The sequence below is a fragment of the Pontimicrobium sp. SW4 genome, from assembly GCF_039954625.1.
Classification (GTDB): domain Bacteria; phylum Bacteroidota; class Bacteroidia; order Flavobacteriales; family Flavobacteriaceae; genus Pontimicrobium.
Window position 1 is genome coordinate 501,961 of record NZ_CP157199.1, and the last position, 18,865, is coordinate 520,825.

At 32.3% G+C, this 18,865-nt stretch carries 19 protein-coding genes; 12 read left to right on the plus strand and 7 right to left on the minus strand.

The window, feature by feature from the left end:
- Positions 1–15: 15 nt before the first annotated feature.
- Both ABGB03_RS02340 and ABGB03_RS02345 read left to right on the plus strand, forming a co-directional pair.
- On the plus strand, positions 16–1,509 hold the full coding sequence (locus ABGB03_RS02340) for a potassium transporter TrkG (protein ID WP_347924510.1): 1,494 nt from the start codon (positions 16–18) through the stop codon (positions 1,507–1,509).
- Between the two features lie 149 nt (positions 1,510–1,658).
- A complete protein-coding gene (locus ABGB03_RS02345; protein ID WP_347924512.1) occupies positions 1,659–1,916 on the plus strand; it encodes a hypothetical protein in 258 nt (85 codons plus the stop codon).
- A gap of 111 nt (positions 1,917–2,027) precedes the next feature.
- Here ABGB03_RS02345 and ABGB03_RS02350 read toward each other — a convergent pair whose 3' ends face one another.
- Together ABGB03_RS02350 and ABGB03_RS02355 are read right to left on the minus strand one after the other, a co-directional pair.
- A complete protein-coding gene (locus ABGB03_RS02350) occupies positions 2,028–3,212 on the minus strand; it encodes a pyridoxal phosphate-dependent aminotransferase (protein ID WP_347924514.1) in 1,185 nt (394 codons plus the stop codon).
- Positions 3,213–3,243: 31 nt separating this feature from the next.
- Positions 3,244–4,338: an acyl-CoA desaturase gene (locus tag ABGB03_RS02355; RefSeq protein ID WP_347924516.1), complete on the minus strand. Its 1,095-nt coding sequence runs from the start codon at positions 4,336–4,338 to the stop codon at positions 3,244–3,246.
- 144 nt (positions 4,339–4,482) lie between these two features.
- On the opposite strand from ABGB03_RS02355, the gene rsmG reads away from it, so the two are divergent.
- Positions 4,483–5,112 carry a 16S rRNA (guanine(527)-N(7))-methyltransferase RsmG gene (gene rsmG, locus ABGB03_RS02360; RefSeq protein WP_347924518.1) on the plus strand — a complete coding sequence of 210 codons (630 nt, stop codon included), beginning with the start codon at positions 4,483–4,485 and terminating at the stop codon, positions 5,110–5,112.
- 57 nt (positions 5,113–5,169) lie between these two features.
- Here rsmG and pruA read toward each other — a convergent pair whose 3' ends face one another.
- Positions 5,170–6,798, minus strand: coding sequence for an L-glutamate gamma-semialdehyde dehydrogenase (gene pruA / locus ABGB03_RS02365; protein ID WP_347924520.1), 1,629 nt, complete (start codon positions 6,796–6,798; stop codon positions 5,170–5,172).
- Positions 6,799–6,899: 101 nt separating this feature from the next.
- Between pruA and ABGB03_RS02370 the strand changes: the two genes are divergently transcribed.
- Both ABGB03_RS02370 and ABGB03_RS02375 read left to right on the plus strand, forming a co-directional pair.
- Positions 6,900–7,625 (plus strand): NRDE family protein, encoded by a 726-nt coding sequence (locus tag ABGB03_RS02370; protein WP_347924522.1) that lies wholly within the window; start codon positions 6,900–6,902, stop codon positions 7,623–7,625.
- Positions 7,618–8,619: a DUF6695 family protein gene (locus ABGB03_RS02375; protein WP_347924524.1), complete on the plus strand. Its 1,002-nt coding sequence runs from the start codon at positions 7,618–7,620 to the stop codon at positions 8,617–8,619. Before ABGB03_RS02370 ends, ABGB03_RS02375 begins: the two co-directional genes overlap by 8 nt.
- Here ABGB03_RS02375 and apaG read toward each other — a convergent pair.
- Both apaG and ABGB03_RS02385 read right to left on the minus strand, forming a co-directional pair.
- Positions 8,612–8,998, minus strand: coding sequence for a Co2+/Mg2+ efflux protein ApaG (gene apaG, locus ABGB03_RS02380; protein WP_347924525.1), 387 nt, complete (start codon positions 8,996–8,998; stop codon positions 8,612–8,614). The genes ABGB03_RS02375 and apaG overlap by 8 nt on opposite strands.
- A 111-nt stretch (positions 8,999–9,109) precedes the next feature.
- Positions 9,110–10,354 carry a type IX secretion system plug protein domain-containing protein gene (locus ABGB03_RS02385; RefSeq protein ID WP_347924527.1) on the minus strand — a complete coding sequence of 415 codons (1,245 nt, stop codon included), beginning with the start codon at positions 10,352–10,354 and terminating at the stop codon, positions 9,110–9,112.
- A 157-nt stretch (positions 10,355–10,511) separates the two neighbouring features.
- Here ABGB03_RS02385 and ABGB03_RS02390 point away from each other — a divergent pair, with 157 nt between their 5' ends.
- The 7 genes from ABGB03_RS02390 to ABGB03_RS02420 all read left to right on the plus strand — a co-directional run bounded on the left by ABGB03_RS02390 (position 10,512) and on the right by ABGB03_RS02420 (position 17,495).
- Positions 10,512–11,867, plus strand: coding sequence for a Na(+)-translocating NADH-quinone reductase subunit A (locus tag ABGB03_RS02390; protein ID WP_347924529.1), 1,356 nt, complete (start codon positions 10,512–10,514; stop codon positions 11,865–11,867).
- A complete protein-coding gene (locus tag ABGB03_RS02395; protein WP_347924531.1) occupies positions 11,867–13,138 on the plus strand; it encodes an NADH:ubiquinone reductase (Na(+)-transporting) subunit B in 1,272 nt (423 codons plus the stop codon). The genes ABGB03_RS02390 and ABGB03_RS02395 overlap by 1 nt, the downstream gene beginning before the upstream one ends.
- 2 nt (positions 13,139–13,140) lie before the next feature.
- Positions 13,141–13,890, plus strand: a complete 750-nt coding sequence (locus ABGB03_RS02400) for a Na(+)-translocating NADH-quinone reductase subunit C (protein ID WP_347924533.1) — start codon at positions 13,141–13,143, stop codon at positions 13,888–13,890.
- Between the two features lie 2 nt (positions 13,891–13,892).
- Entirely contained in the window at positions 13,893–14,528 is a 636-nt protein-coding gene (locus ABGB03_RS02405) for an NADH:ubiquinone reductase (Na(+)-transporting) subunit D (RefSeq protein WP_167770113.1), read from the plus strand.
- An 11-nt stretch (positions 14,529–14,539) separates the two neighbouring features.
- Positions 14,540–15,256 (plus strand): NADH:ubiquinone reductase (Na(+)-transporting) subunit E, encoded by a 717-nt coding sequence (gene nqrE, locus ABGB03_RS02410; protein WP_347924535.1) that lies wholly within the window; start codon positions 14,540–14,542, stop codon positions 15,254–15,256.
- Between the two features lies 1 nt (position 15,257).
- A complete protein-coding gene (gene nqrF / locus ABGB03_RS02415) occupies positions 15,258–16,565 on the plus strand; it encodes an NADH:ubiquinone reductase (Na(+)-transporting) subunit F (RefSeq protein ID WP_347924537.1) in 1,308 nt (435 codons plus the stop codon).
- Between the two features lie 69 nt (positions 16,566–16,634).
- Complete coding sequence (locus ABGB03_RS02420) at positions 16,635–17,495, plus strand: DUF4846 domain-containing protein (RefSeq protein ID WP_347924538.1); 861 nt, start codon at positions 16,635–16,637, stop codon at positions 17,493–17,495.
- A 69-nt stretch (positions 17,496–17,564) separates the two neighbouring features.
- On the opposite strand, the gene ABGB03_RS02425 is transcribed toward ABGB03_RS02420, so the two are convergent.
- A complete protein-coding gene (locus ABGB03_RS02425) occupies positions 17,565–18,176 on the minus strand; it encodes a hypothetical protein (RefSeq protein WP_347924540.1) in 612 nt (203 codons plus the stop codon).
- Complete coding sequence (locus ABGB03_RS02430; protein WP_347924542.1) at positions 18,173–18,841, minus strand: DUF6090 family protein; 669 nt, start codon at positions 18,839–18,841, stop codon at positions 18,173–18,175. The genes ABGB03_RS02425 and ABGB03_RS02430 overlap by 4 nt, the downstream gene beginning before the upstream one ends.
- Between the last annotated feature and the right edge of the window lie 24 nt (positions 18,842–18,865).

Sequence of the window (18,865 nt, forward strand, 5' to 3'; positions counted from 1 at the left end):
AAATGAGTATCGTTAATGAGACTTAACTATAAAATAATTTTTCATTTTCTTGGATTACTACTGTTATTTAATGGTGGTTTTATGTTGCTCGCTGCTATTATGAGTTACGCTTATAATGATGGGGCAACACTTAGTATTTCACTATCTGGAATTTTGGTTATGGTTATTGGTGTTATTGTTATGCTTGTTACCAAAAACCATGAGAAGGAGATGAATAAGCGCGAAGGTTACATTGTAGTGACTTTTGGTTGGATTATAATGGCGCTTTCAGGTACGTTACCATATGTTTTAACAGATTCTATCCCAAGTTTTACCAATGCTTTTTTTGAAACCATTTCGGGGTATACAACAACAGGTTCAACCATTTTAAATGATATAGAGTCCTTGCCAGAAGGTATCTTATTTTGGAGAAGTTTAACACATTGGATTGGTGGTATGGGAATTATTGTCCTAGCGATAGCTATATTGCCATTGTTAGGAATTGGTGGTATGCAATTATTTGCAGCTGAAGCACCTGGACCAAGTGCCGATAAATTACACCCAAGAATTACCGATACAGCAAAGCGTTTATGGTTAATATACTTTGGTTATACAGCAGCTGAAACTATATTATTACAAGTTGCTGGAATGTCGTTTTTTGATGCTATTAATCATTCTATGTGTACTTTGTCCACAGGTGGATTCTCAACAAAAAATGCAAGTTTGGCATATTGGAATGGACAACCAATTATACAATACATAGTTATTTTATTTATGTTTTTAGCAGGTACCAATTTTGTGTTAAGCTATTTTGCATTTAAAGGACGTGTTCAAAAAATTATTCAAGATGAAGAGTTTAAATTGTATTTTAAATTCATTGTAATTTTTACTTTCATAGCGTCTCTAATCATTTACTTTAATACAGATATTACAGCATCTTCCATTGCGCATCCAATGGTTTGGGGAGAAGGGGAGAGTGCTGTAAGACATGCATTATTTCAAGTATTAGCAATTATAACCACAACAGGTTTCGTTACTGCCGATTTTACACTTTGGACACCATTTTTAACCGTATTCTTTTTTGGATTGATGTTTTTGGGTGGTTCAGCTGGAAGTACTTCTGGAGGGGTGAAAGTTGTTAGACATTTATTAATGATTCGAAATGGCTTTATGGAGTTTAAACGAACATTACATCCAAATGCTATTCTACCTGTACGTTATAACAAAAAGTCTATTAATGAGAAAATCATATTTAACATTTTAGCATTTTTTATTCTTTACATGCTGTCATTTATAGTTGGCGCATTGGTGTTTTCTATGTTAGGCTTGGATTTTAAATCTGCTATTGGAGTGGCTGCTTCAAGTTTAGGAAATGTTGGTCCTGCACTTGGTGACTTTGGTCCAGTAAATAACTTTTATGATATGCCAGCAATTGGCAAATGGTGGGCTTCTTTCTTAATGCTTATTGGTCGTTTAGAATTGTTTACAGTTCTTATTTTGTTGACACCTTTTTTCTGGAGAAATAGATAATTTTTATTTTTTAAGTGTCTGTTTTTCTTACTATTTGTAATATTTTTTGTGATTTCATGCGTTCTTTTTAATCACTGTTTTGGTTATGTCGTGTAACATTTTAATTTAATCATCGTCTTATATGTATAAATCAATCAAAAAATCAAATCATGGAATTAGTATTATCACATCAAGAATTTGAACCGTTACCCAAACATAAAAGAGAACATTTTGTTTTTAATAATGAAGGTATATTGAGTTCAGCTTATAAAGAAGAAACACGTAACAACTTCTTTCAATCAAGTCCAAAGTCTGTTTTTGGAGCTAAGCAACGTATTAAGAGTTTTCAATATCAATACACTTCTGCTATAGATACAATTTTAAAAATTTCTGTTTTTGCAATCGCTTTAATAGTTGTTTTTAATTAAAAATAATCATCAACATATATTTTATTTAGTTTAGTAGTCTTAGGTAGGGCTATGCTAAAAAGCCACATCTTTATAGAATGTGGCTTTTTTTTTATTTGTTAGTTAAAAATTTTAACTAACAGCTTCTTTAATACGTTTTAAGGCTTCTTTTAATTCTTCTTGCGATGCAGCATACGATATTCTAATAGTATTAGCATTTCCAAAAGCTTCACCTGTTACAGTAGCTACAAAAGCTTCCTCTAGTAAATACAATGAGAAATCGGTAGCATTATTGATAGTTTTTCCTCGTAGTGTTTTTCCGAAGTAACTTGAAATATCTGGTAAGACATAGAAAGCACCTTCAGGAATATTGGTTTTAAATCCTTCTATGTCTTTTAAAAGATCTAAGACTAAATCACGACGAATTTTAAACTCGTCAATCATATATTTTACACTACTTGAGTCAGCTTCCATAGCAGTAATTACAGCACGTTGTGCAATACAGTTGGCACCACTTGTTATTTGACCTTGCATTTTATTACAGGCTCTAGCAATTTCGGTTGGTGCTCCAATAAAACCAATTCTCCAACCAGTCATTGCAAATGCTTTGGAGACACCATTTACAGTAATGGTTCTATTGTACATATCATCAAATTGTGCCATACTTGCATGACCACCTACAAAATTGATATGCTCATAAATTTCGTCAGAGACTATATAAATGTCCGGGTAGTTTTTTAAAACATCAGCTAAAGCTCTAAGTTCTTCCTTACTATACACAGAACCACTAGGGTTGCATGGTGAGCTAAACCAAAGCATTTTTGTTTTAGGTGTTATGGCTGCTTCCAATTGGCTAGCAGTCATTTTAAAATCATTATCAATCACTGTCTGTACTTCTACAGGAACACCTTCATTTAACTTAACAATATCATTGTAGCTTACCCAATAAGGACAGGGTAAAATGACTTCGTCTCCTGGATTAATCATTGTAGCAGCAATATTGGCTAAACATTGTTTAGCACCAGTAGAAACTACAATTTGAGGCAAGGTATACGTTAAGTTATTGTCGCGCTTAAATTTTGTAATGATAGCTTGTTTTAACTCTACATAGCCATCAACAGGCGTATAAGAATTATAGTTTTCATTAATAGCTTTAATGGCTGCCTCTTTAATAAAATCGGGTGTGTTAAAGTCTGGTTCTCCTAAACTTAAACTAATAATATCTTTTCCTTCTGCTTTTAATTCTCTTGCTTTAGCTGCCATAGCTAAAGTTGCCGAAGTAGACATTTTTAAAACTCTCTCAGAAAGTAGGTTCATTATAATATATTGTTAGTAGTGTGAAAAGTGACTAAGCTAAAGCTGGATTTTGTCCTAAAACTTTTAGTTGTCTATAATGTTCTGCAATAGCTTTCCAAATCGTGTTGTATTCGTTGTATGGTAAACTACATTCCTTAGCAGTTTCTTTTACAATTTTAGCTATTTTTCTATAGTGAATATGACTAATGTGTGAAAATAAATGATGTTCTACTTGTCTGTTTAAACCACCAGTATAAAATTCTACTAACCAACTTTTAGGTGAAAAGTTAGATGTTGTAAACAATTGGTGTACTGCCCAAGTGTTTTTCATGTTTCCATCTTCATCAGGTAAAGGCATTTCGGTATTAGGCATAACATGAGCTAACTGAAAAATAATACTTAAAATGATTCCAGCTGTATAATGCATAATTAGAAAACCTATCAATACTTGATACCAAGCATATCCTAGAGATAAAGGCAAAACAACCCAAATAGCATAATAAAGTATCTTTCCAATAATCAACTTTGTCCATTGTGTAGCAGGATTAGGAAATTTGCCATAGGACAATTTTCTTTTCAAGTATAGATATGTTTGTTTAAAATCTGTCGTGATAGCCCAGTTTACCGTTAGTAAACCATATAAAAAGAACGCATAATATTTTTGGTATTGATGAATTTTCAACCACTTTGAGTGCTTTGAGAAACGAATAACTCTACCAGCATCAATATCTTCATCGTGACCTTGAATATTTGTATATGTATGGTGTAACACATTGTGTTGTACTTTCCAATTATAGTCATTTCCTGCAAGTATATGGATGCTACTTCCCATTAATTTGTTTACCCATTTTTTACTAGAAAAAGACCCATGATTAGCATCATGCATGACGTTCATTCCAACACCAGCCATACCAATACCTATGATTACCATACATAATATTAGTGCCCAAGTTGGTAAGTTAACAGTTAGCAATAATACTAATGGCCCAAGCAATAATGTAAACATTACAATAGCCTTAATGTATAGTTTCCAGTTGCCTGTTTTTTTAATATCATTCTCTTTAAAATAATTGTTTACACGTTTGTTTAAAGTTCTGAAAAATTTGGCTGAGTCAGTTCTTGAAAAAGTAAGTGTTTGTGTATTCATGTGTTGTTTGTTATCCATATAATAACGTGCTGTTTTTCGTTTTTATATAATAAGTTGCAAATATATTAATTATTAAATCGATAATCTTTTACAAAAGATTTTTTATTCATCTAAATAGTTAATTTTGTCTAAAAATATTAATTAATGGAATTAATACAAAAATATTTCCCTCAACTTTCTGATATTCAAAAAGAACAATTTAATCAGCTTTTTGAACTTTATTCTAATTGGAACGCTATGATTAATGTAGTTTCTAGAAAAGACATTGAAGAATTGTATTTGCGACATGTATTGCATTCTCTTGGGATAGCAAAAGTGATAGAATTTAAAGCAGAAACTAAAATTATGGATGTTGGCACAGGAGGTGGGTTTCCAGGAATTCCATTAGCAATACTATATCCAGAATGTTCTTTTCATTTGGTTGATAGTATTAGTAAAAAATTAAAGGTTGTTGATGCTGTTGCAGAAAGTTTAGGTTTAACGAACGTAAAAACTTCGCACAAACGTGCTGAAGATATAGACGACACTTTCGATTTTATTGTAAGTCGTGCAGTAACTGCTATGCCTAGCTTTGTTACTTGGGTTAAGAATAAGGTTAGTAAAAAAAGCAAACACAACCTAAAAAACGGTATTTTGTATTTAAAAGGAGGAGATTTAACCGAAGAGCTAAAGGACTTTCCAAAAGCGACATTATATAATCTTAGTAATTATTTTGATGAAGACTTTTTTGATACTAAAAAAGTGGTACACTTACCTTTGAAGTATAAAGGATAAATTAGCAAATAAAAAAAACCTGCAATTGCAGGTTTTTTTTATTTATAACAGTATCAGCTATTCTCCTAAAAACGGATATCTGTAATCTGTTGGAGTTACAAATGTTTCTTTAATCATTCTTGGTGACACCCAACGCAATAAGTTTTGAGCAGATCCTGCTTTGTCATTTGTTCCAGATGCTCTCGCACCACCAAATGGTTGTTGGCCTACAACAGCTCCTGTTGGTTTGTCGTTAATATAGAAATTTCCAGCACAATTTTGAAGTGCTTTAGTAGCTTGTTCAACGGCATATCTATCAGTTGCTAAAATAGCACCAGTTAATGCATATTCACTTGTTTCGTCTACTAATTTTAAAGTTTCAGCATACTCATTTTCATCATATACATAAATAGTCATAACAGGTCCAAATAACTCAGTACACATCGTTGTGTATTTTGGGTCTTTAGTAACGATAACAGTTGGTTCAATAAAATAACCTTTACTCTTATCGTAGCCACCACCAGCAATAACTTCTGCATCAGCGTCTGCTTTAGCTTGGTCTATAAATTTTGCTAATTTATCAAAAGACCCTTCATGGATCACAGCTGTGATAAAGTTGCCTAAATCTTCAGGGGAACCCATTTTAAACGATTTAATATCATCTAAAAGATATTTTTTAACATCACTCCATAAATTACTAGGGATATAAGCTCTTGAAGCTGCACTACATTTTTGTCCTTGAAATTCAAAAGCTCCACGTGAAATTGCAGTTGCCACTTGTTTTGCATTGGCAGTTTTATGAGCAACAATAAAATCTTTTCCACCAGTTTCACCTACGATTCTAGGATACGTTTTATAGTTATTAATGTTATTTCCTATTTGTTTCCAAAGTTCCTTAAAGATAAATGTAGAACCAGTAAAATGTAATCCTGAAAAGTCAGGGCTAGCCATAACAGTGTTAGTAATCATCACTGGATCACCAAAAACAACATTAATAACTCCAGCTGGAACGCCAGCTTCTTTAAACACATCCATTATTACTTTAGCAGAAAACACTTGACTGTCACTTGGCTTCCAAACTACCACATTTCCCATTAACGCCATACAAGCAGGTAAATTTCCAGCAATGGCAGTAAAGTTAAAAGGTGTTACAGCATAGGTAAAACCCTCAAGAGGTCTATATTCAATACGGTTCCATGCATCACTAGTACTTTCAGGTTGCTCCATGTAAATGTCTGTCATGAACTGAACATTAAAACGCAAGAAATCTATCAGCTCACAAGCAGCATCAATTTCAGCTTGATGAACTGTTTTAGATTGCGCAATCATAGTTGCAGCATTTATTTTTGCTCTATATGGACCAGCAATTAATTCAGCAGCTTTTAAAAAGATGCCAGCACGTTGTTCCCAAGGCATTTCCGCCCAAGCTTTTCTTGCCTCTAAAGCTGTGGCGATAGCTTCTTCAATATGAGATTGCTCTGCAACATGATATTGACCAACAATATGTTGATGATCGTGAGGAGGAGACATTGTTCTTGTGTTCCCAGTTGTCACATCTTTACCATTAATGTACATTGGGACATCAGTTTGGCTATTAAACATTGCTTTGTATGCTTTTAAAACAGCATCACGTTCTGGAGATCCTGGAGCATAGCCTTTTACAGGTTCGTTGACTGCAATTGGTACGTTAAAGAAACCTTTTCCCATAATATATTTTTGTTTTTGTAATTATTAAAAATGATTGCAAAGTTACGATTTTTTTGATGATATTTTGTAAGTTGCTCAATGGTTTACAGACTTAAAAAATCATGTGTACAGTAACCCTTATTCCTAGAGGAACAAACGATTTTGTGTTGACTTCAAACAGAGATGAAGCACCTGATAGAACAACGCTATCTCCAGATTTTTATGAGGTAAATAATACTAAATTATTATTCCCTAAAGATGAAGTTGCTGGTGGTTCGTGGATTGGTGTAAGTGAAAAACAACGTGTGTTATGTGTGCTAAATGGTGGGTTTGAAATGCATGAACGTAAGGTTTCTTATAGATTGAGTAGAGGTGTAGTAATGAAAGATTTACTTGTTACTAAAAGCCTTGATAAAGCTATTGAAGATTACAATTTAGAAGGTGTAGAGCCTTTTACTTTGGTAATAGTAGAGTGGAAATCAGAGATGGTATTTAAAGAATTTGTTTGGGATGGAAAAGATAAATTTTTTAAAAGACTGCCATTAGAGCCAAAAATATGGTCTTCTTCTTCATTGTATAATAATGAAATGAAAAAAGAACGTTTACAATGGTTTAAAGATTTTAAAAAAGGAAATAAACTCTCGTCAAATTCTATAATGAAATTCCATACAACCGCTGGAAAAGGAAATGACAATTATGGTGTAATCATGGATCGTTTTTTTGTAAAAACAACTAGCATTACTCAAATAAAAAAGAATGACAATGAAATATTCATGAGTTTTGAAAACCTTCAAACTAATATTAAAACTGAGCATAATTTTCAAATCCCGATATCAATAAATGACTAATTCAGGAATTATTTTAACATTAGCGTATCCTGAAACTATTGTCATGGTTGCAGATGAATGGTACTCACCTTATTTGAGGTATCTTGGAGTAGGAAAAAAAAATTATGTTAGAGCTGGACATGCTGCATTAGTTCTTATTAATAAGTCTACAGGAATTTTAGAATACCACGATTTTGGACGTTATATTACTCCAATACCAAATGGAAGAGTAAGAGGAAGAGATACAGATCACGAATTAGAATTCCCAATTAAGGCTCAAATAGATAATAACACCATAATTAATTTAAACGAAATTTTAGAATTTCTTGCAACACACCCAAAGCTGACTCATGGAGACGGAAAGTTAATAGCGTCTGTATGTAATGCGATTGACTATGATAAAGCAAGAAGTCATATAAGTAGAATGCAAAACCGTCATTTTATTAGATACGCAGCATTTATTAAAGATGCTTGTAATTGTGCAAGATTTGTAACTGATAGCTTGATAGCTTCAGTAACAGATTTTAATATTAAAAAGCGTTTAAAAAAATCAAAATGGTTTACACCAAGCACCATTGGTAATGTGGTAATTGCTGATACTGAAAGATTTGTTTATGAAGTTAACGAAAAGGGCGAAATTTCAGAATATCAATCTTCAGTTAAAAAAGATAATAGACGTTATTTTTTAGACCGTTTAAAAGAACATAACCCAAATTTTATTGGGACATTAGAACCAAAACATATTGAAGACAAAAGTCATCATGCGCAATGGTTAGATGGCATAGCTGCTGGAGCTTGGTTTGAATTGTATATGACTGATGTTATGCATGAGTATAGGTTTAGGCGTGTATCTCCTTATGGTAATATTGATGTAGATGGGTTATATAAAGTCGATAACGAAAACTTTAATTATCAAGAAACTTATAGTTTTGTGCACTATTCAAATTGTGCATTTTATCACATATTGCAGTTTGATGTAATCTATAGATTTGACCTAATAAAAAGACTTAGTTAAGTGCGAAAGGAGCACTTAATTTAAAGGTAGGGATTACAACTCTAAACTTTTTAGTATCTGTAAAATTCACCATATTATAATGGCCTTGCATAGCTCCAAAAGGAGATGCTAATAAGCATCCTGAATTATAAGTATGAGATTCTCCAGGTTTTATAATTGGCTTTTTTCCTATAACACCTTCGCCTTCAACTATTTCTTCGTTATTTAAAGCATCTAAGATTTTCCAGTGTCTAGAATTTAATTGAACAGAGTCTTTGCTTTGATTTTCAATGGTAACTTTATAACCAAAAGCAAAGTGTACTTTATAATTTTTATAAAAAGTACCTTCAAAGTTTGTTTCAACTGAAATTTTTATGCCTTTTGTTACTTGTTGTACCATCTTAATTTTTAGGTGAGCAAACACAATTAAACCTTAGTAAAAATACTAAATAATAGTGTTAGAATGTCAAAATTCTTATTTCTACGATAATTTTAACAATATAATGGATGATCAGTTGGTAATAGTCGTTGACGAGCCTTCGCCAACACCAATAAGTCTGTCATATCTTGCACCTAGGTTTCTATAATAGACCAAAACTTTATAATTATTTTCTGTAACATCAAAATTTCCGCTAATAGCACCTTCATCTAAATCTCCATTTTCATTAGTAATTACATATTTATAATTATAGAATCCTTGTTTTAAAATTAGAGACGTCTCATAGTAACCAGAAGATGGATTAAAAGACATTTTTGTGTCTTCAGTAATAGCGTAATTATTAAAGCTACCATATACATGAATATTTTTATTAAATATTTCGGGGTGTTGTAGTGAAAAATGGATGACGGTATAATCGGCTTCAATATCTAAATTATCAGTGTCAACAGCTGTAATTAAATAGTTTCCATTAATATCTGGAGCATAGGTGTAAGGTCTGTCTGCTCTTATAATATCTGTAAACAAGTAATGCTCATAGATGTCTTTTAAATCGACATATTGAACACCGATATTTGCAGCTCTAACATTTTTATTTTCAAAATATAAATATTCATTGCCTCCCCAAAAACTCGACTCGTCATCATATTTATAAATAAGTTCGCGACCAAGTGTGTATTGTGGTTTTAAATTGGTAATGGCTGTATTTAGGTTATTGTTTTGAATAACTGCAACTTTTACTGTTTGCTTTGGATTATTAAACAATATTGTTGGAGATGAAATTTTGAAATCTACCGATTGTTTTTCTTTAATATATTTTACATTACGAGAACGTTTAATAGACACACCTACATTAGCCAGATTTTCATAAATCATAAATTTTCTACTAAATATAATGTCACCATTATCATCTAATATTTTAAGAATATAATTTCCAGATTTTTTTATTCTGGTCTGCTGATTTGGTATTTGCAGGCGGTAATGAGAATAAATTTGGTACGTATTAAATGAATTTTCATAATCCGTAATACGAATATTATCAAAACCTTGTAAATATTCAGATTTCATGAGCTGTGAAGGTGTCCAGTCGAAATTATAATGATCAATCACATAATAAAAATCGTCCTCATTACCGTTAATAGCATCAAACGAAAGTTGTACTCGTTCGTTAAGTTTAATAATTGGTAATTCACTTTCGTTTGTATGTCCCTTAAAATTAATGGTCTTAATATAGTTTGGAGGATTAACCTCTTCTTCTACTTGAGAAAAACCAAGAGAACAACACATTAGCAATAAGAATGAAAACCTATACTTTGTCATGAATATTTGAGTTATTTGCGTAAAGATAAGCAAATTCTATGCCTAAAAAATTCTGCTAAAAGTGATTACTAAATTTTGAGTAATTTATTATGAAAATTGTTTATTTAATCCGTAAATTTGCACGGATTTTTAGACAACTAATCTCAAAAAATTAAATATGTCAAACGACATTCGAATCAAAAAAGGTCTAGACATTAATCTTAAAGGTGAAGCCGAAAAGGCTAAGGAAGCTGCAATTATTAGCAACTTTTACACCATTAGACCTGAAGACTTCCATAGTGTTATTCCAAAACTTGTTGCTAAAGAAGGTGCTAAAGTAAAAGCTGGTGAAGCCATTTTTTATGATAAATCTAATGAAGCTATAAAATTTGCGTCTCCAGTTTCTGGAGAGGTTATTGAAATTACACGTGGAGAAAAACGTAGAATTTTATCTATTAAAATTCAAGCTGATAAAGAACAAACATATCACGATTTTGGATCGTTAAATGTTGACAATACATCTGCTGATGAGGTAAAATCAAAATTATTAACTGCTGGTTGTTGGCCATTTGTAAAACAACGTCCTTACGATGTAATTGCAAACCCTAACAAATCTCCAAAAGCCATTTTTATTTCTGGTTATGCTAGTGCGCCTTTAGCTGCTGATTTAGATTTTACACTTCAAGGCAAAGAGGCAGAATTACAAGCAGCTATATCAGCATTGGGAAAATTAACTGAAGGGAAAGTGCATATTTCTGTTGGGAAAAATGCCAATTCACCATTAGCTAATCTTTCAGGTGCGACCATTCATAAGGTTTCAGGCCCACATCCTTCAGGGAATGTAGGTACTTTAATCAATAAAGTAGATCCAATTAATAAAGGCGAAGTAGTTTGGATAGTGAATGCACAAGACCTTGTGATTATTGGAGAGTTGTTATTGACTGGAAAATTCAATGCAGAACGTGTTGTTGCTTTAGTTGGTTCATCAGTTCAAAAACCAAGATATTTTACAACAAAACTTGGTAGTGAAGTAGCAACAATGATTTATGATCATGGTATTGAAAAGGATGCTAATGTACGTATCATTTCAGGAAATGTTTTAAGTGGAAAGCAAATAAAACCAGATGGTTATTTAGACTATTACAGTAATGTAATTACTATAATTCCTGAAGGTGATGATTACGAATTATTTGGTTGGAACAAGCCAATTTTTAATAAAATATCTACTTCGAGAGCATTAACTTTTTCTTGGTTAACTCCAAAGAAAAAATTCGATTTAAATACAAATACAAATGGTGAGCATCGTGCTTTTGTTACGACTGGAACTTATGAGGAAGTTTTTCCGTTAGATATTTTTCCAATGCAAATCTTAAAGTCATGTTTGTATAAGGATTTAGATGAAATGGAAGCACTTGGTATGTATGAGGTTGCTCCTGAAGATTTTGCGTTAACAGAATTTGTATGTGTGTCTAAACAGCCGCATCAAAAAATTATACGAGAAGGTTTAGACTTAATGCTAAAAGAGATAGGATAATGGGTTTAAAAAATAGTTTACATAATTTTAAAGTAAAGAATAAAGACAAAAAATGGTTGCCAGCATTTTCTGCAATCCATACGTTTTTATTTATGCCAAACGAGACCACTCATAATGGAACTCATATTAAAGCAGCCGACGATTTAAAGCGTACAATGAATACAGTTATCATGGCTTTAGTACCATGTTTAATTTTTGGTATGTTTAACGCTGGTTATCAGCATCATTTAGCTGCTGGAGTAATTGAAAATGCTAGTGGGTTTTTCGATTCGATTTTTTGGTCATGGGACAATTTAGTTATTGGTCTTTGGAAAGTACTGCCTTTAGTAGCAATATCTTATGGTGTTGGTTTAGCAGTAGAATTCATTTTTGCTGTTATTAAAGGACATGAAGTTGAAGAAGGTTATCTAGTAACTGGAATGCTTGTACCATTAATTGTACCAATAGATATTCCGCTTTGGATGCTTGCTGTTGCAGTAGTATTTGGAGTAGTAATTGGAAAAGAAGTGTTTGGAGGAACTGGAATGAATATTCTTAATCCTGCGTTAACGATTCGTGCATTCTTATTCTTTGCCTATCCGACTTGGATGTCTGGAGATAAAGTTTGGGTTGAAGGTGCAGTTGAAAGGGCTGGAACGCCTGATGCTATCTCTGGAGAAACTGTTTTAGGGTATTATGCAAAATATGGTCAAGAATTAACAATTAAAGGTGTAAATGGGGCTGCTGATATTGTTACAACATATGGAGAAAGAGCTAATGAGCTTTATTCAGTTTGGGATATGTTTTACGGAATGATTCCTGGTTCGGTAGGAGAAACATCAACCCTATTAATATTATTAGGAGGTTTATTTTTAATCTTTACAAAAATTGGAAGTTTGAGAATCATGTTATCCTCTGTGTTAGGAGCGATAGTTATGGGCTTGATTTTTAATCTTGTAGTAGATTTAGGATGGATTACTGAAAGTAGTAAATTCTTCGGATTAATGAGTACAACTTGGTGGCATCATCTATTAATTGGTGGTTTTGCCTTTGGTGTTGTATTTATGGCTACAGACCCAGTTACAGCCTCTCAAACAAATAAAGGAAAATGGATTTATGGATTCTTAATTGGTTTCATTTCTATAATGATACGTGTATTTAATCCTGCATATCCTGAGGGTGTTATGTTGGCTATTTTATTAATGAATGTCTTTGCACCAACTATTGACCATTATGTGGTTCAAGGTAATGTTAAACGTAGACTTAAACGTGTAAAAACAAAAACGGCTTAACGATGGAAAAGAAAACGGATAAAAATTTATATACAATGCTATTTGCCACAGGTATGGTAATAGTTGTAGGATCTTTATTGGCCTTTGTAGCGTCATCACTTAGACCAAAAATTGATGAAAACAAACGTATAGAAAAGCAACAAAATATTTTGTATGCAATGGGTGTAAATGAAAATGACGAGAGTAGCGCTATTTTTATTGCTGATGATAAAGTAGGAGATGAGTTTACAAAATATATTACAAGTCAGTTAGTCATTACAAATGGAACTGAGGTAAAAGAAGATAATGAAGCATATTTAATCGATATTAAAAAAGAGCAGTCTAAAGCGAAGGATGGTGAAGAAAGACGTTTACCACTATTTGTAGGTGAGAAGGACGGTAAAACTTTTTACGTAGCACCAATTAGAGGTAAAGGACTTTGGGATGCTGTTTGGGCTTATGTTGCTATGGATGAGAATATGGTTGTGCAAGGAGCGTATTTTGACCATCAAGCTGAAACTGCTGGTCTTGGAGCTAACATTAAGCAACGTTTTTTTATGGATGACTTTGTAGGAGAACATTTATTGGATGCTTCTGGAAACTTTGTTGGAATTAATATTTCAAAAAGTAATGGTGATCCTCTAAACGAAGATAAAACAGATAATGAAGTTGATGCAATTGCTGGAGCTACAATTACAGGTGATGGTGTAGCAGCAATGTTACGAAATGATCTAAGATTATATGTACCTTATTTTAAAACATTAAAGAAGTAATCATGGCAAAAGATAGTAGATTAATATTAGATCCCTTAGGAGACGATAACCCGATTACAATTCAAGTTCTTGGTATCTGTTCTGCTTTAGCGATTACAGCAGAATTGAAAGCATCAATTGTAATGACCATCTCAGTACTTTTTGTAATGGGAGCAGGTAATGTAGTTATCTCTTTAATTAGAAATATAATTCCATCAAAAATTAGAATTATTGTACAGCTTACGGTTGTAGCTGCTTTAGTAATTATTGTAGACCAAGTTTTAAAAGCCTATTCATATCAATTAAGTAAAGAGCTAGGAGCATTTATCGGACTTATTATAACCAACTGTATTATTATGGGACGCTTTGAAGCTTTTGCTTTAGCGAATGGACCATGGCGATCATTTCTTGATGGAATTGGAAATGCATTAGGATATGGATTAATTCTGATTATAGTTGGATTCTTTAGAGAATTATTAGGGTCAGGAACATTATTAGGTTTTCCAGTACTGGGAGACCCAATTGCAAAAACAGGATTGTATAGCATTGGTTATGAAAATAACGGATTTATGTTATTAGCACCAATGGCATTAATTGTTGTAGGTATTATAATTTGGGTTCAGCGTAGTAGGAATCCAGCATTAATTGAAGACAACTAGAATATAGCATTATGGAACATATAGAATTATTTTTCAAATCAATATTTATAGATAACATGGTATTTGCCACGTTCCTTGGGATGTGTTCATACCTTGCAGTATCTAAAAAAGTATCAACGGCAGTTGGACTTGGAGCAGCAGTAATATTTGTATTAGCCATTACTGTACCTTTAAACTGGTTGTTAGATCAATACATTTTACAAGAAGGTGCTTTAGCATGGTTAGGTGAAGAATATGCTAGTTACGATTTAAGTTTCTTATCATTCATCATGTTTATCGCAACTATTGCTACCATGGTACAATTGGTAGAGATTGTTGTAGAGAAGTTCTCACCATCATTATATAATTCACTTGGTATTTTCTTACCATTAATTGCAGTAAACTGTGCTATTTTAGGAGGTTCGCTATTTATGCAATCTCGTGAAATTGCAACTTTAGGTTTAGCATTTAATTATGGCATTTCTTCGGGAATAGGTTGGTTTTTAGCAATTCTTGCAATAGCAGCCATTCGTGAAAAAATTAGATACTCAAACGTACCAGGGCCTTTAAGAGGTTTAGGAATTACATTCATCATTACTGGTTTAATGGCAATTGGTTTTATGAGTTTTGGAGGTATGCTAACTGGAGGAGATGAAGAAGTAAAAGAAGAAACAACAGCTCAAGTTGAAACTGTAAAAGAAGATACTAAAGAAGAGTTAGCTAATAACACTTTAAAAGAAGAGGAATAACATGATATTAGCCGCAAGTACACTAGGAACAATATTAGCAACGGTCGCTGCATTTTTGGTTGTAACATTACTATTGGTTACGTTGTTATTATTTGTGAAACAAAAATTATCACCATCAGGTCCTGTGAAGATCTTAATAAATGGTGAGCGTGAAATAGAAGTTAGTTCTGGAGATAGTTTATTAACTACTTTAGGTAGTGAAAAAATATTCTTACCATCTGCCTGTGGTGGTGGTGGAACATGTATACAATGTGAGTGTCATGTATTGTCTGGTGGAGGAGAAGCTTTACCTACAGAAACACCACATTTTACACGTAAAGAATTAGCTCATGGTGCACGTTTGTCTTGTCAAGTAAAAGTAAAGCAAGACATGGAAATCACAATTCCAGAAGAAGTATTCGGAATTAAAAAATGGGAAGCTACTGTTGTACGTAACTATAACGTAGCATCTTTTATCAAGGAATTTGTAGTTGAAATTCCTGAAGATATGGGGTATAAAGCTGGAGGATATATTCAAATTGAAATTCCACCATGTGAAATTAAATATTCTGAAATGGATATTACTGCGCACCCAGAAGAACATGAAACACCAGATAAGTTTCAAGCAGAATGGGATAAATTTGGTCTTTGGCCATTGGTAATGAAAAATACTGAAACAGTAGAAAGAGCCTATTCTATGGCTTCTTACCCAGCTGAAGGACGTGAAATTATGCTTAATGTTCGTATTGCAACACCACCTTGGGATCGTGCTAAAAATGGATGGATGGATGTTAATCCTGGAATTGCATCATCATACATTTTTAACCAAAAACCAGGAGATAAAGTAACAATTTCTGGACCTTATGGAGAATTCTTTATTAATGAGTCCGACAGTGAAATGTTATACGTTGGTGGTGGAGCAGGTATGGCACCAATGCGTTCACATTTATATCACTTATTCAGAACTTTAAAAACAGGTCGTAAAGTTACTTATTGGTATGGAGGACGTTCAAAACGTGAGTTATTCTACTTAGAGCATTTTGAAAAATTAGAGAAAGATTTTCCAAACTTTAAGTTTTACTTAGCATTGTCCGAACCATTAGAAGAAGATAACTGGAAAGTTAAAGATGGTATTGATGGTGAGGGAGATGGTTTTGTAGGCTTTATTCACAATTGTGTAATAGATAATTATTTAAATCATCATGAGTCACCAGAAGATATTGAATTATACTTCTGTGGACCTCCATTAATGAACCAAGCGGTTCAAAAAATGGGTGAAGACTTTGGTATTCCTGATGAACATATTAGATTTGATGATTTTGGTGGATAACCTTTGTTAATCTTATTATAAATATTTAAAAGTCAACACGAAAGTGTTGACTTTTTTCGTTTGTAAACTATGAAGAAACTCTTACTCTTATCTCTTTTATTAATTACTATTAGTGTTGTGGCTTATCAATTTAAGCCAGTAAAACATATTGCTAATGCAGTAATAGTATCCCCAAGTTATATAAATAAAGAAGGTACTACTATTAGCAAACGCGTAATAATTCCTGATGGGTATAAACGTGTAGTTTATCCAAAAGGTTCTTTTGAGGAGTATCTTAGACATTATAAACTCAAAAAATTTGGTTCAAAAATCATCAACTATGATGATTCTGAATATTATTGGCAACATGGGCATATAGGAATTCTAGACATCTCTGTGCCTAAAAATGGACTACAACAATGTGCAGATGCATTAATTAGAATAAGAAGCGAATACCTTTGGGATAATAATAAAAAAGACGAAATAGGTTTTAATTTCACCTCCGGTCATTATTGTTCTTGGTTAAAATACGCTGAGGGTTATCGCCCAAAAATTAATGGAAATAAGGTAAGCTTTATTAAAACAGCAATCAAAGATCATTCTAAGGAGAATTTTTATAAGTATTTGAATTTGATTTATATTTACTCTGGAACCTTGTCACTTTATAATGAATTACCTAAAATTGAATCGGTAAAAGATTTAAAAATAGGAGATATGCTTATTAAAGGCGGGACACCAGGACATATCGTCATGATTTGCGATGAAGCAATAAATGAAAAAGGAGAAAAAATATTCTTGCTATTTCAAGGAAATACACCAGCGCAAAGTGTACATTTGGTAAAAAATCTTGAAAACTCTTCAATTTCTCCATGGTATAATCTAAAAAAGGATACTATTATCTCCGTTTCTAACTATACTTTCAATAGTTCGAAATTTGTTAGGTTTAAGTAGTAGTTTGTTAAAGTAACTCAACTTAAAAGAAAAACTTATGTTTTTACTAACAAACTTAAAAGAGCAATTTTAAATTTCTTTTAAACAGTCATTAAACCTTTGTTTCAAGTCGGTTTCAAAATAATAAAGGTCTACCATAATCATATTTAAAAATGTAACAATTTGTTTAAAGTTTTTTAAGTTCGAAAAATCCATGTTGTAAAGACCTAGAGATGCTGTTTTAGAGAACTCATTATAAGTTGTTTGTGATGTATATAATGCGTTTAAAGACTCCAGTAGTTCAATATTTATGTCTTTGCCAATACCATTTTGTATCGCTGTTTGAAATGCTGCCTCTTGTAGTCTTGGTATTTGTAATCCTTTCCAAAATTTAAGCGTTTCTCCAGCTTCTTCCTCAGTTGTTGGCATACTAATCTTATTTAAGGTATCACTTACCATAATATGATATTGGTATACATCATTAATTTGTTTTTGATTTGTTTTTATTTCTATTTCAATTCGTTCTAAAGTTTTTTCAATAATCTTAGCTGTTTTTTTATCTTCATTCCAATTATTTATTTGTAATGCTAGGAGAATTCCTATCATTACTAGCGCAATTTCGCCAATGGCGTATTTAAAGTATTTACCAGTTTTGTTTTTGATAATGAGTGATTTACGTATATGTCTGAAGAACTTTATCATTTAACCGACATTTGATAATTCTTGATTTGTTCTAATAATGCGCTACATTCTTCTAGTTTTTCTTTGTAATTACTAAGTCTGGTATAAGCACCATTTAGGCGCATACTATTCATAACATAGTTGTCTTTACCTAGAGCTAAAATATCATCAATGTTAGGGTTGTAAATACTTGGTATATTTCTAGATAACTCATTAACTAAGTTTTTAAAGTATTCAATTAAAAAATCTTCGTCTTTTTCTAAATCTTCATAGCTGTTATACATTTTAACTATAGCGCCTCTTAATGAGTTAGACTTAATGATGTTTAAATGTGAACTACTAGTCATTTCCTCAAAAGTAGATTTCATTGGCGTATATGGGTAAATAGGACGCCATTGTAAGTTGAAGTATGCGATGAGTGAGTCTTTTTTTTTGCCTTCAATAAGCATATCTAAAAAAGGGTTCTTAGTTTCAGCCTGTCTTTCAAGTTTTAAATAATTCTCACGTAATGCAACTGAATCTTTTTTTAACTCTTCTGTAATATTTGCTAAATATCTTTTTTCTAAAGTTCTATCTTTAGATTGTTGCTGCCATGTGTTTATTTGTAAAGCAATTAAAATGCCTATTACTACAAGTATAATTTCGCCAATGGCATATTTTAGATATGTACCTGTTTTATTTTCCATAAGAAGTGATTTACGAATATGTCT